Raw genomic sequence first — 14,967 nt, forward strand, 5'->3', positions numbered from 1 at the left:
GATACGTAATTGAATCGGAATCAATGTGATGGGGTGTAATTTAAAGTGAAAAATTCGGGGTCTAATAGAAAAAGATGCATATAGGTTGGATGATAAAATGGGATGTAAGTATCTGTTTTATCATCGCCGAAGTTCGGTTGTTCTAGGTGGCCTGGGCACTATGTGCATTGGCCATGGTGTGTCATAAATTTCGTCGCCGAGGCAAGGGAAGTATGCCGTTAAATAAGGTAAACAATTCGTTATAGAGATGATGCTTTATAAGGTGTAAGGTGGCCAGCCAAATAAATGGTACTAATAGAGTGATGCAGATGATTGGTTTCCATGCCTGTGTGTCGTCGAGCTGGATAAAGGTTCCGATTACTAGGGTTGCTATTGAGCAAACTGTCGTAAGGATAATGTTCTTCCACCACGAGCCAACGAACTTCCAAAATAGTATGTTATTTGTGATCTTCAAGATAATCGAGCTTAGGGTGAAATCTAAAAATCCTATAAAAATAAAAACATATGCTATGTAAATCAGACCTCGTTCATGGAGGGTTGCTATTCCAAATCCTAGTAGTACGAATAGGCACGATTCTTTGAGCAGCATCATTCCTTCTTTTCCACTTGCTATTAGGAGCTGATTGGCAAACCAGTGGGGCGTTTTAAGCATCGCCCAAATTGCCAGTGCAGAAGACAGTGTAGCTGCAAAATCCCATTGGTCGCCGAAAAAAAGACGAATTGCTGGGAGTGAAGCAATACTTATAACTGCTAGCACTGGCCATACTAAAGCGCCCGTGAGCGTGCTGGCTCTGATATACGCATCGCCGATGTCACCGCCTGCTCTTTTTTCGGCCGATAAGTAGGGAAGAGCTACGGAGCTTAGTCCATTTACAAGTGTACTGGTTACGAAATCGACAAAACCAAGGCCCCTCGAAAAGATACCAACTTGGTATGTCGTCCCTAGCTTTCCGATTATAATATCGGAAATACTTGTGCTTGCACGCATCATCATTCCTGATAGCGAGTTTATGATCCCAAATCTCGCTACGGTCGAAATGCCCTTGAAATTGGGAATGGGAGTAAAATCTTCGGGTATGTAAAAGCGGACTAGCATAAACTGAATGATCATGCTCGCGCTGTATCCCCAGGCTAAAGAATAATAACTAAAGCCGTTCTTGATAAGTATTACAACAATAAATAACCCTGCTATGTTTCCGGAAACTGTAATTATCATCTGTTGCTTGTATTCATAATTTCTCGACAATAGAGCCATCGGAATACTTATGTACGGCGCTAAGAAGAAGCCAATAGAAAGTATTTTGAAAAGTTGTTCAAGAGCACCTATATTAAAATACTCAGACAATTTTTGAGCAAAGCCAAACATGCCTAAACCTATTGCCCAGGATACTAAGATCGTTAGTGCTAGCGCTTGGCCAATTTTATCGGAAGATAAATTTTTCTCCCGAATTAACCAAGCATTGGCGCCTAGAAGCTTAAACTCGTTAAGCATAAAAGCACTAGCGCTTGCGATCGCAAATGTTCCAACTTCCGACGGCGTAAGTAGCCGGGAAATCACCATGGTCGATATTAGACCGATAAAACGTAGCGAGTAGTGCATTAAGTTGGCGTGCAGAAGTGCCTTTCTAATTCCGCTCATAGTTTTCTCGGCTAGGTGGTGCTGTAGTATTAAGGATTGAGTCTTCGGTTTTAAGGTTTGAATTATTATGGGTCTGGCTTGTAAGTTCTTGCACGTATTTTAACAAATAATTTGATGGTTTTTTATACTCTAGTCAGAAAATGGCTCCTTTTTTCCTAATTTAATTAAAATTCCGTCAATTACGTTTGTGTGGAAGAGGAAAATGTTTTTTGAAATAAACTCATGCGTTTTGAAATAAAATCTCTCCATTAGAGAAATCTTCGGGCTCGAAGTTAATACCGGGTAGCCGAGCTCCATTAGCTTATTTCCGGCAATCGCTTCAAATTGGCGTATTTGGTCTATTGTCAACTCTGTTCGCCATTTTTCTTTATTTCCTATTTTTGTGTTTTTCTGAACTTTTATAATCCGTGATTTCGGAAGTTCCTCTCCTAAATACTGGTAAATTTCTCTAATTAGTTCGGTGGGATTATTTAGAAGTTCTTCGTAGGTTAGAGAAAATAGATTCGATTTCTTGGCGATTTCTGACAGTTCAAGTTCTTTGCTATTGAGTATCTTCCAATACTCGGCGCAAGAGACAACGTTGTTTGGCCCCCATGGTTTTTTCAAGAGAGATAGTGCTACGTCTCTACCATCCCGGACAATGTAGATAAATCTGGCATTTGGGAAAAGCTCCAATAGAATTTCCACATCGCCAAGATAGTGTGGTGTTTTGTCTCCCCAGCTTGCGTCAGGATCTGCCAATCTGAAACGCGTCATTAATGCATGGACGATGGTGGCATAAGAGTAGTCAGGCGATAGATCATCAAAGAACTGATCGATATCAAGAGCGAGTTTCCATTGCTGGATGGGGCGTTCTGCCAAAATGTCTTTGATCAGTTTTTTGAAATTACTTCTTTCACAAAGCTCTCCATATCTTTCTAGTTTCTTAAAATACTTTGTTATGAAGTGTGTTTCGATTGGCGAACCAAAAGACGTATCGGCCAGTATTGACGCTAAAAATGTTGTTCCAGATCGGGGCGCTCCAAGGATAAATAGCTGTTTGCTTTCCATGTCTTTCCTCGTGATGGCTGAATGAATAGGCCTCTTACGCTATTGGCAGGCTGTTGAAAGGATGGTGGTAGAAATTCTCACCTTGTAGTGGAATTCTCGGAAAGGGGTGTATTGGGCCGCCTTTTCGATTGGAAAAACCGATTTCAATTGATTATGGAGCAACTTTAAGCACCAAAGGTAGTGCGCCGCGTTAATTAGGAAACAGTTTATTTCGTTGGTGGCAACAAATATGCGGGCCGATCCTCACTTTAGCTTCTCTGTAGGATCTAGGGAAGGGGGCTTGCTAAGGATGCATGAGCCTGTGTCGTATCGGTGGCTATTGGGCACTTCGTGGATTGAGGTTCATGCAGAAAATCAAAAATTGGCGCATGGTCAACGCATAATTCGCGATCATGCTGACATAGGAGATTTCGGTGGACTCAGGAGCATGAAGTCTTAGTGTTGCACTAAACTGGATTGGGTGCGCAGGTATCTGAGTTCCAGACAAAGTTGGCCTTGTAAGGGGGGGGGCAAATTTTTTCAACGTCGACGAGTAAGTGAGGATGGCTCGGTCCTATACACTGCAGTCACTTTTCCGAGGCGTGCTGGGAGAAACGCAGTGGCCAACAGTAGAGGACCCTCGAAGAGGTTTGCTGCGCATTCGGAAGGAGGGTAGGTTTTCGCCTCGGGTGTAGAGATGGATGTCCGCCGGCTTCGCTTTCTATTAATCTGAGTTTGCTTTGGGCTATCAGAGGGGCGGAGCTAACAGCGCAGATATCTTCAGTGAATCCTGATCGTGTTAGCACGCTTTAGACTATATTCGAATGCTTGCAGATAAAAGGCGGGGCTGAGTTCAGTCAAAAGGTTGCGACTGCTGGGGTTGGGAGCGCGGTTACATAATCTGCTTCTTCACTCCGTGCACATTCACCCGCGATAGGTTGATGGTGTGTCTCATTCGGTAAGCTCACTGACGGGTGCGTCACGAGAGCTCATCCCGGGAGTGGTGAGTGTCACAGAGAATGCCAGCGTTGGGGTGGGCAGGACCAAGCACTAACTCAATCGGTATGTGTGTTGAGAAATACCTGGACTCCGGGATAAGCATCAGGCTTCTCGACAAACACAGCAACAAATGGACTGCGATTTTGCGATGAAGGGCGGGATTGCTTTGACGGTCCGCATCACTATGGCTGGCCACTTAAAGGAGTTCTTCCTATGCTTTATTTTTGTTGGGGGCGCGGCTCGGATTTGCTATTGCTTAGTTTTTTCGTGCTTCTTGCAAGAAATCAATTGGATGCTGTGGGGCATAGGATTCTGCAACTTGATTCGAGGGATGAATGGCGAAGCGCGTGATTGCGGAAAAGAATGCTTAATTTTCTCTGGAGACTGAACTTTCTGTTGGAGATAGGGCGTGACGAACGCGATTAAGATTTTTGCGCAAGTCGCGATGGTTCAAAGGAGGGGTGCAATGATATCCAAGAAGTTATGTGCTGGTTTGTTAGTGCTAGTCACGCCCCAATTGGTGGGGGCTCAGACGATGTTCTCGACTAATGATATGGTTTATAAGGGAGCAATCAGAGTTCCTATCGGAACCTATGGAGATAGTCGTATGGGGTATGCTCAGGGGCCATTTGAGGTTATGGATGATGAGTCATCCTCCTTTATGGTCGGGCATACCAAAGATCAAGCGGTCGCTGAATTCTCATTGCCTCCCTTTTCGCTTGCCAAGGAGATATCGGAATTGCCGATGGCGCAAAACAAGCAGCCATTTGTTACTGTATTTGACCGGATTCCCGATGGAAATCCGCAGGGAATAAATCGTATAACAGGGCTGTTGTTTATTGAGGAACGGCTAATTGTAAACGGAATTGAGTATTATGACGCGGCGGCAGACAATACTGATACAACATTTTTTATTCAAGATGCGAGCCAGTTAGGTTCAAGTTCGGTTTCTGGTTTTAGAAAGCTTGAGGCGCGAGTCCATGTGTCAGGCTGGATGACAGAGGTACCGCAAGAATTATATGGTTTATTTGAGAAGGAATATATATTTGGTTACGCAAACAACACGCCAATCAATAGTCGGCATAGTATCGGTCCGTCGGCATTCGGAGTTGGTCTTGCATCTATAATTAATTCAAATCCGGGCGATGAAATACCAACCACCTCGCTAATCGACTACTCTTTAGCTAACCCTCTGGCAGAAGATTCAAATAACGAAACGGGAGAAAACAATCTTTGGACTGAAGAGTCGAGAGCATTTTTGGGGTTTATAGTTCCCGGTACCGAAACATATGCTGTTTTCGGCACTAGCGGGGGGCACAACTCAGGTGTTGGTTACAAAATAACTCAAGATGATGGAACCGTCTGCCCGGGATTCTGCCCCTACAAAGCTTCAGATATATACAATTATTACTGGCTGTACGACATCAACGATATGATATCCGTGTTTCAGGGAAAAATGCTCCCTCATGATGTCCGTCCGTACGAGTATGGCGAGCTTTTGCTGCCTTTCCAAGATCAAGGGGGGAAGCCGAAGCTTATAATTGGTGCCGATTTTAATCCAGCCACTAGCACTGTTTTCTTTATGCTTGGTAAAGCAGATACCCTACAAAGCAATTACGAGGCTGCTCCGTTGTTAATAGCATATCGAATAAGTTTACGGGGCGAGGGGGCTGGCTCCGAAAGCCCCCCAGGCGCGCCAAGCAGCGTAGATGTTCAGTGATATTGATTTGGCCATGCTCGGTAAAGTAGGCGTTTTGTTATTAGGTGCGCGCGGCGGGAAGCGGCGTGCTACACGGGCAGTGAGCCTTTTCGTCTCGGTGCGGAGGTTATTTCTTTAACAAAGCCATTGGTTGGGAGGGGCATTTGCTTGGCAGTTCCAGAAACTCCGAGCAATCCAGTTGCGTCTAGCAAAGAATCCTAACTGGAAGTATGCAAGGGGGCTCGGAACTTCATATGGCCCTCGACCTAACGAGCTGGGTTGGCCGCTCGCGTCGGTGCTTGAGTCCGCCCTTATATATGGCCAAAATTATAATAGGTTGGTTTATCAATGGATTTGTCACAGTACAGAGAAAGTGATTCAGAGCGACAGAGAGCAGAGGATTTGGTGGACCATATAAAAAAAATAGCTGCAGGTGGGGGGAAGGCGCTTGATATCGGTGCGAGAGATGGCTATTTCTCTTTGCTGATGACAGGGTATTTCGATGAGGTAACTGCACTAGATTTAAAAAAACCAGAAATACAAAATGATAAAGTTAGTTGTGTCGAGGGTGATCTCTCTGGTTTGAGCTTCGACGACGACACTTTTGATTTGGTGTTGTGTGCAGAGGTGCTTGAACACATTCCCCCCTCATCTACTTGATACCGCTGCTTCCGAATTGAGCCGGGTGTCGCGGAAATACTTGCTAGTTGGTGTTCCCTATAAGCAAGACATTCGAGTTGGGCGGACGACATGTCCCTCTTGTGGTGAGCGGAACCCGCCTTGGGGGCATGTCAATAGCTTTGATAAACAAAGGTTGATTAATATGTTTCCGTTGTTCAGCTGCAGAGAAGTAACGTATGTCGGTGAAGCAGATGCGAGTACAAATGCGATGGCGGTATTTTTTATGGATCTAGCTGGCAATCCATACGGTACTTATGATCAGGAAGAAGCGTGTATCCATTGTGGTGAAATGTTAAAGATTCCGCCAGAGCGTAATTTAGCTCAGAAGATATTTACGAGGGTGGCATCGTATCTACAGAGAGCACAAAAGCCTTTAGCTAAGCCGCACCCAAACTGGATTCACATTCTTTTCGAGAAAGCAGAATAGTGACGAATAGAGTCGTTCCGTCAGCGACAGGCTTTAGGGTACTGTGTAAATGAATTGATACTGCTTAACCATCTCCTTCGCTGAAAATTTGTTTTCAAACCGGGCTTTGGCGCCCATTTCTGCTCGTTTCTTCTTACCGGGGTGGTCGAGCAGAGTTCTGATAGCGATGGCAAATTCACTTAAGTCATTGCTCTCCACTAAGATCCCTGTTTTATCCTCTGCGACTATTTCCGGTGTTCCCCCTACGCGAGTGGCCACAGTTGGTATGCCAAGGCTCATTGCCTCTAGTAGCGTCATGGATGTGCCTTCCGTGAAGGACGGTAAAAGAAATATATCCATCAAGCTCAGGAAATCAGCTGGATTCTCTTGGAATCCTGCAAAAATAACAGCCTCATCCAGCTTTAGATCTTTAGTCAGGGATTCGAGGTTTCTTCGTTCCGGGCCGTCACCTACTAACAGTAAGCGGATGGGGTAACCTTCGTCCAAAAGAGCGCGCGTCGCCTTCAGGATTAGCGCCTGATTTTTTACGGGATCGAGTCTGGCCACGGTGCCGATGACGATTTCCCCTGGTTGGATGCCAAGTTCGTTGGCGAGTGACTCTCGCCTTTCAGGGTTTACGGTTAACGGCGCAATTCCGTTGTAGATAACGTCGATCTTTTTTCTCGGAAAATACTCGTATTCAACGAGTGCGTCCCTTGTTGCGCTGGAGATCGCGACCAAAGCGTGCGTGGTATGTGCAATGAGGGGATTTATGAGCCGAGCTTTCTTGCGATATCGGTCTGGGTGGAAGCGGCCGTGCTCCGTAAATACCACTTTTGCTCCGGTCCCCCAATGCGCAAACCAGCCGTACGTGTATGGTGAATACTGGTGGCAATGGACGATATCGAAGTGGCGATGTTTGATTAGTTGCCTTAGCCAGTAAATGATTTTCCAGTCCAGGCCAGGTCGCCGCTGTCGGAAATGGATGATTGTCCCGTTCTCGGCTTCCATAGCCCGGCCAATGGCGCCAATCTCTCCGTCAATACAGGCGATTTCGCACTCGAAGCGGTCTTTGTCCAGGTTGGTCGCCACTTGGCGAATTACCTGTTCCGTCCCGCCGAAGCCCATATTGAACGTGACGTGAAGAATTCGGATCGGCTTTTGGTGCCCCGCGCTTGGGCTAATGTCTTTTTGCGGCGTGTCGTTTAATGTGTTCACGGGTCATCTGGCCAATCGAATCGAGGTCATGGCGTGTTGGACGCTTTCCGTGGCCATATCGCAGTTCCTTGGCGCGCACTTATTCTGGAGGGCGATGAGCCCAAATTGTTTTTCTTGTGCCAGGAGTGCGGGAATCTGCAGGAGCTTGGCTTCCTTATAAGTCCATCCACGATGGGATCCAATCTGGAACCACTGGCCGGCGATGACCTGTTCGTTGGTCTTTATGTTGCGATAGCGGCGGAGGCCCGGCTCAACAGTTTCCTGCAACTGCCACTTCGAGGTGTCAAACATCCGGGGCAGGTAAGGTACGAGCTTTTCATCTGCTGTGGATTTCTGGCTCTGCGCCAGCAGTATCCATAGATCGCCTGCGCGCCAGGCTTTCTGACTCAGTGATTGCGGAAGGTCGAGCACTATCGGGAAGTTTGAGGCATTTGTTGGCATGGCCCGAGGTAGCTCAAGCGTCCAGGGGGTGGCCGGTTGGCTGGGTCTTTGGACGATGGACAGGGCAAGTGGGCCGAATGCAATAGCCAGGGCGACGGCGATGAAGCTGGTGCTGGTGAATATTGGTGATTGGGGTGTGAGGGTAGTGGCGGACGCTCTTCTCTGTACCGGCGAGAAGTAAAGTGCTGGCAGGATGAAGCAGCCATAGACTATCCACCCCATGGTTTCGTGATCTCTTACCAGTTCGCTTTGCATGTGGGTTTCATAGCCAACCGCCACAAGGATGGTTATTCGGACCCAGTTAGCGACAAGGCCGATGGTTGCGGCGATCACCAAGGTGATCAGCCACCCACGCCAGCGGTAGTCGTTCAGGATGGATGTCATCATGGCGAGCAAGATGGAGATGGCGAAATAACGGATGCCGGAACAGCCATCTGCAATAACCATTCGGCCATAGGGTAGGGTGATGCTGTTGCCTTCTATGAGGGCAGTCATGCCCAGCAAGTTCACCCAGGAACCTACAACGATGCTTGCGAGCTCAACAAGGAATGGAACGATATCTGCCCATATGGGCAGTGACAGGGAAAAGAGTAGAACGTGGGGTATAAAGGCAAGCGCTGCCGGCAGTCCAAGAAGGGCCCAGGCCATTGCCGCGAGGCCGGTTGGCAGCATCAGGTAGGTAAGGGTGTCGAGCCGAACCAGTTCCAGAAGGGCCCAGATCATCGTTGTGGCAATCAGCATCAGTGCGCCGGCAGGACGATAGGGCTTAGTGGATTCTTGGTCGTTCGAGAACTTTGGGGGGTGGATAAGTAGCAATGCTAGAAAGATGGCTGCTGTTGCCAGACCGTGAGCCAGAACTTGCTCAAACTCAAGCCACGCTTTTCCTAGCCTGACCGAAGTCGGGTAAAAAAGGAGGGCGACCATCGCCGTGACGATGAGGTAGGGCCTGGATCCCGGTAGGTTGTCTAGCGTCTTCCTTAACATCTTGCATCCGCCAACTGCTTATATATTAGGCAGGATACAATTTATTACATGATCGGAAAATAGGCGTTTCTGTTAAGCGGCGTTTATTGTGGACTGGTTAAGCCGTTCGGCAAAAAAAGATTGAACGGCTTAAGCTGTCGGTGGCTCAGTCCTTGTGCAAAACATTCGCCGAATGCAGGGTGTTCTCCAGCAACGTAGCGATGGTCATCGGGCCTACACCCCCGGGAACCGGCGTGATGTAAGTTGCACGCTCTGCGGCAGTTTCGAATTCCACGTCACCAGTCAGTTTGCCGTTGTCCATGCGATTGATACCGACATCAATCACTGTGGCGCCAGGCTTAATCCATTCTCCTTTGATCAGGCCAGGCTTGCCCGCAGCTGCCACCAGAATATCCGCGTCGCGAACAAACTTTTCCAAATCGGGGGTGAATCGGTGGCATATGGAGATAGTGGCACCTTTCAGGAGCAATTCCATCGCCATTGGCCGGCCCACAATATTGGAGGCACCGACAATGACAGCGTGCTGCCCTTTATAGGGCGTATCGATGCTGTCGAGCAGGGTGATGATGCCCGCAGGGGTGCAGGGCCTCAGTGTCGGCGACCGCTGGGTCAGTCGGCCGACGTTGTACGGGTGGAAGCCGTCCACGTCTTTGTCGGGTCTGATTTTCAGCAGGATGGGGTCGGCATCCAGATGTGGGGGTAGGGGAAGTTGAACCAGAATGCCATCCACACTTTGGTTCTCGTTTAACTCGTCAATCAGCGCTTCCAGCGCTTCCTGGGTGGTATCTTCGGGCAGGTCGTAAGACAGTGACAGGAATCCGACTTCGTCACAGGCCTTGCGCTTGTTGCCAACATACACTTCGGACGCTGGGTCGTTACCTACCAGAACTACAGCCAGCCCCGGAGCGCGCAAGCCCTGTTCCTTGCGGGCTTCAACGCCGGCAGCCACTTGCTGACGAACCTTCGCAGCAATTTCTTTTCCGTTAATCAGTTTGGCGCTCATGTTTCGTCTTGTCGGTTGGGCGTGAGTAAATGAAGGTTGCGAATTGTCTCATGCTTCCGGGTGAAGGCCAATTCCTGTGCGGCGGGAACTTTTGGTGTGGTTCTGGAACAAAGCTGGGAATGCCTTTTGAGCGAATTTGGAATTGTGTGTTGACGCGGTGCCGAAGCGCCGGTAATATGCGCGCCAACTTTGCTGAGGCACTTGTTGTTCAGTCGAATCGGGGTATAGCGCAGTCTGGTAGCGCGCCTGCTTTGGGAGCAGGATGTCGGGAGTTCGAATCTCTCTACCCCGACCATTTTTCTGAATGTTCAGGTGGGTGAACGGTAATGCGCCCGTAGCTCAGCTGGATAGAGCAACGGCCTTCTAAGCCGTGGGTCGCAGGTTCGAGTCCTGCCGGGCGTGCCATTAAGCGGTCGGTTTGGATTTCTCCAGTGTCGATCAAATCAGCAAGGTTAAGTGATCGAAATACCGAAAGGTATGTCCCGATGTGGTGGACGTAGCTCAGTTGGTAGAGCTCAGGATTGTGACTCCTGCGGTCGAGGGTTCGAACCCCTTCGTCCACCCCACTTTTCTCTGTACTCCATTTTGCTGAACTTTGCGCCCTTGGTGGCTCTTTGTATTCAGTGCGCAGTATGCGAGCGTGGCGGAACTGGTAGACGCGCTGGATTTAGGTTCCAGTGGGGCAACCCGTGAGAGTTCGAGTCTCTCCGCTCGCACCATTTTCTTCCTTTTGATTTTCTCTCCCTGTTTGTTCTCCCGGCTCGGGCTTCTCGCTTAATTGATCTGTTGCTCTCCGCACACGTGGCGTTCTCCTTTTAGTTCGGCCTGAACTAACCTTTGCAGGGTTGAGCGGGTCTGGCCCATTTGCGTGGGGGAGTGAGTATGGTTCGCGCATCGGAAGTGTCAGCTGGTGCTCAGGTTGCTTTTGCTTTTCGCGGTTCTGGTCATGCTGCCGTCAGGTGCGGCGTCGCGCACGTAACCCGTTGGGACTTACGAGAGCCCTCCATTTGTCATGCAGGCGCCGTAACGGTGTCGTCGTTGTTTCTGTTCGGTCGTCGTTTTTTTGGCCTTTCAATTTAGCGGTTTACCCGCATATCTGTTTTCATGCACCGGGAGTAGCTTAGGAGTGCTGGAATGCAGCCCTACAGGTGATTCTCTCGGCAGTGCAAACCGTGATAAACTACGGGCTTTTAAAATTTCGGTCGCCCCGTGAGGAACCGTCCGGAACAGGACTTTTACTTTTATTTCATTCACATACCGAACGTGTAATTTGAGGATCTTCCATGCAAGTGTCTGTTGAAACGACCTCCAACATCGAGCGTCGCATGACGATTGGTGTGCCCGCCCAGGAAATTGACCAGGCGGTTCAGAAACGCCTGCAGGAAACTGCACGCACCGTGCGTTTGAATGGTTTCCGCCCGGGTAAGGTGCCCATGAGCGTGGTCAAGCGTCGTTTCGGTGACAGCGTTCGCCAGGAAGTGGTCGGAGAGGTAATGCGCGACCAGTACATCAAGGCACTTCAGGAGCAGGACATCAACCCTGCAGGCTGGCCGAAGTTTGAGCCCAAGACAATGGAAGAGGGCAAAGACCTTGAGTTCGTGGCTGTTTTTGAAGTGCTGCCGGAAATCGAGCTGGGTGACCTGAGCAAGGTTTCCATCGAGAAACTGACTTCCGAAATCGGCGAAAAAGACATCGACAATATGGTGGACAATCTGCGTCGTCAGCAGGCCACCATGAAAGAAGTGAAGCGCAAGTCCAAAAACAAGGACGTGCTGACCATTGACTTCAAGGGCTTCATCGACGGTGAAGAGTTCGAAGGTGGTGCGGCTGAAGGTCACCGCCTGACTCTGGGCTCTGGTCAGATGATCCCGGGCTTCGAGAAAGCCATTCAGGGCGGTAAGGCCGGTGAAGACATGGAAATCGAGGTAACCTTCCCGGAGGATTACCACAACGAAGATCTGGCCGGTAAGCCTGCCAAGTTCGAAATCAAGATCCACAAGGTTGAAGAGCCGCAGCTGCCTGAGCTGGATGCCGAGTTCTTCCAGAAGTTCGGCATTGAGGCCGAAGATGAAGCTGGCTTCCGCGAGGAAGTGAAGAAGAACATGGAGCGCGAGCTGAAGCAGGCGATTTCCAACAAGGTCAAGAACGATGTTGTTGACGGTCTGCTCGAGAGCACTGAGCTGGACGTTCCGGCGGCTCTGGTTGACCAAGAAATCGATCGTCTGCGTCAGGACGCCGTTCAGCGTTTCGGCGGTCAGGTCGACTTCCAGCAGCTGCCCAAGGAAATTTTCCAGGAGCAGGCTGAGCGTCGCGTTAAGACCGGTCTGCTGTTCCAGGAAGTGGTCAAGAAGAACGACCTGAAGGCGGACGAGTCCAAGGTAGAGGAAAAGATCCAGGAGATCGCTTCTACGTATGAACAGCCTGAAGAGGTGATTGCCCACTTCAACAGCAACGCCGAGCAGAAGGCTCAGATTGAGTCCTCTGTACTGGAAGATGCTGTCGTTGATTTTGTCCTCGAGCAGGCCAAGGTCAAGGAGAAGAAGGTTAAGTACGAAGAAGCGGTTCAGGCTGGTCAGCCCCAGCGCTGAGTAGGCAAGCCGGTGTGATCGCCGGCTCTACTGGTGACCCCGAATACAGCCGGCTTGTCCGGCTGTTTTCTTCTGGGTCCGGTGCTGGCAAAGTATAGGGTGCAATAACACCTACAATGAAAGCCGTGGTGCGAGTCCACGACCTACTGTCCAGAAGGAGTTCAGGCGCAGATGACGCAGAAACCGATTGATGGCCCCGCAATGGTAACCAGTTCCGGTCTGGTGCCGATTGTTATCGAACAGACTGCTCGTGGCGAGCGCTCGTTTGATATCTATTCACGACTGCTCAAGGAGCGGGTGATCTTTCTCGTGGGTCCCGTCGAGGACCACATGGCCAATCTCGTCGTGGCCCAGCTGCTGTTCCTGGAATCAGAAAATCCCGATAAGGACATTCACCTGTACATCAACAGTCCAGGTGGGTCGGTAACGGCCGGTATGTCGATCTACGACACCATGCAGTTCGTCAAGCCGGACGTGGCGACCCTGTGCATCGGTCAGGCGGCCAGCATGGGTGCGTTTTTGCTGGCCGGCGGTGCCGAAGGTAAGCGTGCTTGCCTGCCGAACTCCCGGGTGATGATTCATCAGCCGCTGGGTGGCTATCAGGGCCAGGCGACGGATATCGAAATTCACACCCGTGAAATTCTGAAAATTCGTCACACGCTGAATTCGATCCTGGCGCATCATACGGGGCAGGACATCGAGACGATTGCCAAGGATACCGACCGTGACAACTTCATGGACCCGGCCCAGGCAAAAGACTACGGGCTCATCGATTCGATACTTGATAAGCGCGTACCGAATAAATAATACTTGCAGTAATCGCATCATTCTTGGCCGTCGTAGAAGCCAATAACGACGGCTTTCCAGGATCAGAGGTAATTCAATGGCTGATGAAAGAAACGGCAGAGGCGACGATAACGGCAAGTTGCTCTACTGCTCGTTTTGCGGAAAGAGCCAGCATGAAGTCCGTAAGCTCATCGCAGGGCCCTCGGTGTTCATCTGCGACGAGTGTGTCGATCTGTGTAACGACATCATCCGCGAAGAAATTCAGGATAACGCGCAGGAAGAGGCCAGTGATCGCCTCCCGGCACCGGCCGAGATCCGTGACACTCTGAACGAGTACGTGATTGGCCAAGACCGGGCCAAGGTGGTGCTGTCCGTTGCTGTTTACAACCACTACAAGCGCCTCCGCTACGGCGAAGGCAAGGCTGATGTGGAACTGGGCAAGAGCAACATTTTGCTGATCGGGCCGACCGGTAGTGGTAAAACCCTGCTGGCCGAAACCCTGGCGCGCATGCTGAATGTGCCGTTCACGATTGCAGACGCCACCACGCTGACCGAGGCCGGCTACGTGGGTGAGGATGTCGAGAACATCATCCAGAAGCTCCTGCAGAAATGCGATTACGATGTCGACAAGGCCCAGCGAGGCATTGTCTATATCGATGAGATTGACAAGATCTCCCGTAAGTCAGACAACCCCTCGATCACGCGTGACGTGTCGGGTGAGGGCGTTCAGCAGGCACTGCTGAAGCTGATTGAGGGAACGGTCGCGTCGGTGCCGCCGCAAGGCGGGCGCAAGCATCCGCAGCAGGAGTTCCTGCAGGTTGATACCAGCAATATCCTGTTCATCTGTGGTGGTGCGTTTGCGGGCCTTGAGCGCGTAATCCAGGAGCGCACCGAGCGTAGCTCGATTGGTTTCTCCGCCTCCGTGGTCAGTCAGGATGACAGCAAGAGCGCTGCTGACATGATTCAGGAAGTCGAGACCGAAGACCTGGTTAAGTTCGGCTTGATACCTGAGTTTGTTGGCCGTTTGCCGGTTGTGGCGACGCTGACCGAATTGGACGAAGCCGCGCTGGTGCAGATTCTGACCGAACCGAAGAACGCACTGACCAAGCAGTACCAGAAGCTGTTTGATATGGAAGGTGTTGAGCTGGACTTCCGTGATGATGCGTTGCGTGCAGTAGCGCGCAAGGCCATGGAGCGGAAAACCGGCGCTCGTGGTTTGAGATCGATCATGGAGGCCACACTGCTGGACACCATGTATCAGATTCCGTCCGAGCACGATGTTTCCAAGGTGGTCATCGATGAGAGCGTGATCGAGGGTGACTCCGAGCCCTTCAAGATTTACGCGAGCAGCGATCATGCCAAGGCGGTTCCGGAGGACTGAAAGGCGTTCGGAATTCCGACCAGGGAAAAGGGGCGATTTCGCCCCTTTTCGCGTTTTTCGTGTCTGGATATTTCGTGTCGGCGCGCCGGCGGAACGATTGCATTTTTTGCGGG

11 protein-coding genes and 4 tRNA genes are annotated in these 14,967 nt (G+C 50.2%); 10 read left to right on the forward strand and 5 right to left on the reverse strand.

Going from position 1 to position 14,967, the window contains the following annotated elements; translation table 11 throughout:
- Positions 1-181 precede the first annotated feature (181 nt).
- Both LPB19_RS09845 and LPB19_RS09850 read right to left on the reverse strand, forming a co-directional pair.
- Complete coding sequence (locus LPB19_RS09845) at positions 182-1,639, reverse strand: oligosaccharide flippase family protein (protein WP_206642748.1); 1,458 nt, start codon at positions 1,637-1,639, stop codon at positions 182-184.
- Between the two features lie 129 nt (positions 1,640-1,768).
- A complete protein-coding gene (locus LPB19_RS09850; RefSeq protein WP_206642749.1) occupies positions 1,769-2,689 on the reverse strand; it encodes a sulfotransferase family protein in 921 nt (306 codons plus the stop codon).
- Positions 2,690-4,076: 1,387 nt separating this feature from the next.
- On the opposite strand from LPB19_RS09850, the gene LPB19_RS09855 reads away from it, so the two are divergent.
- The 3 genes from LPB19_RS09855 (at position 4,077) to LPB19_RS09865 (ending at position 6,474) form a co-directional block, all read left to right on the forward strand.
- Entirely contained in the window at positions 4,077-5,387 is a 1,311-nt protein-coding gene (locus LPB19_RS09855; RefSeq protein ID WP_206642750.1) for a hypothetical protein, read from the forward strand.
- A gap of 327 nt (positions 5,388-5,714) precedes the next feature.
- Complete coding sequence (locus tag LPB19_RS09860) at positions 5,715-6,026, forward strand: class I SAM-dependent methyltransferase (RefSeq protein ID WP_206642751.1); 312 nt, start codon at positions 5,715-5,717, stop codon at positions 6,024-6,026.
- 163 nt (positions 6,027-6,189) lie between these two features.
- Complete coding sequence (locus LPB19_RS09865) at positions 6,190-6,474, forward strand: hypothetical protein (RefSeq protein WP_206642752.1); 285 nt, start codon at positions 6,190-6,192, stop codon at positions 6,472-6,474.
- A 33-nt stretch (positions 6,475-6,507) separates the two neighbouring features.
- Here LPB19_RS09865 and LPB19_RS09870 read toward each other — a convergent pair whose 3' ends face one another.
- The 3 genes from LPB19_RS09870 to folD all read right to left on the reverse strand — a co-directional run bounded on the left by LPB19_RS09870 (position 6,508) and on the right by folD (position 10,099).
- Complete coding sequence (locus LPB19_RS09870; RefSeq protein WP_228289081.1) at positions 6,508-7,671, reverse strand: glycosyltransferase; 1,164 nt, start codon at positions 7,669-7,671, stop codon at positions 6,508-6,510.
- A gap of 3 nt (positions 7,672-7,674) precedes the next feature.
- Positions 7,675-9,096: an exosortase/archaeosortase family protein gene (locus tag LPB19_RS09875; RefSeq protein WP_206642753.1), complete on the reverse strand. Its 1,422-nt coding sequence runs from the start codon at positions 9,094-9,096 to the stop codon at positions 7,675-7,677.
- Positions 9,097-9,241: 145 nt separating this feature from the next.
- On the reverse strand, positions 9,242-10,099 hold the full coding sequence (gene folD / locus LPB19_RS09880; protein ID WP_206642754.1) for a bifunctional methylenetetrahydrofolate dehydrogenase/methenyltetrahydrofolate cyclohydrolase FolD: 858 nt from the start codon (positions 10,097-10,099) through the stop codon (positions 9,242-9,244).
- Positions 10,100-10,317: 218 nt separating this feature from the next.
- Between folD and LPB19_RS09885 the strand changes: the two genes are divergently transcribed.
- From LPB19_RS09885 to clpX, 7 genes are all read left to right on the forward strand, one after another.
- Positions 10,318-10,394: transfer RNA gene (locus tag LPB19_RS09885), tRNA-Pro, on the forward strand.
- Positions 10,395-10,427: 33 nt separating this feature from the next.
- Positions 10,428-10,504 (forward strand) — tRNA-Arg (locus LPB19_RS09890).
- A gap of 85 nt (positions 10,505-10,589) precedes the next feature.
- Positions 10,590-10,665: transfer RNA gene (locus tag LPB19_RS09895), tRNA-His, on the forward strand.
- A gap of 68 nt (positions 10,666-10,733) precedes the next feature.
- Positions 10,734-10,818, forward strand: a tRNA-Leu gene (locus tag LPB19_RS09900).
- A 564-nt stretch (positions 10,819-11,382) separates the two neighbouring features.
- Positions 11,383-12,687 carry a trigger factor gene (tig, locus tag LPB19_RS09905; protein ID WP_206642755.1) on the forward strand — a complete coding sequence of 435 codons (1,305 nt, stop codon included), beginning with the start codon at positions 11,383-11,385 and terminating at the stop codon, positions 12,685-12,687.
- A gap of 171 nt (positions 12,688-12,858) precedes the next feature.
- Positions 12,859-13,494: an ATP-dependent Clp endopeptidase proteolytic subunit ClpP gene (clpP, locus tag LPB19_RS09910; RefSeq protein ID WP_206642756.1), complete on the forward strand. Its 636-nt coding sequence runs from the start codon at positions 12,859-12,861 to the stop codon at positions 13,492-13,494.
- 76 nt (positions 13,495-13,570) lie between these two features.
- Positions 13,571-14,854 (forward strand): ATP-dependent Clp protease ATP-binding subunit ClpX, encoded by a 1,284-nt coding sequence (clpX, locus tag LPB19_RS09915; RefSeq protein WP_206642757.1) that lies wholly within the window; start codon positions 13,571-13,573, stop codon positions 14,852-14,854.
- Positions 14,855-14,967 lie beyond the last annotated feature (113 nt).

Source organism: Marinobacter salinisoli, assembly GCF_017301335.1.
Lineage (GTDB): Bacteria > Pseudomonadota > Gammaproteobacteria > Pseudomonadales > Oleiphilaceae > Marinobacter > Marinobacter salinisoli.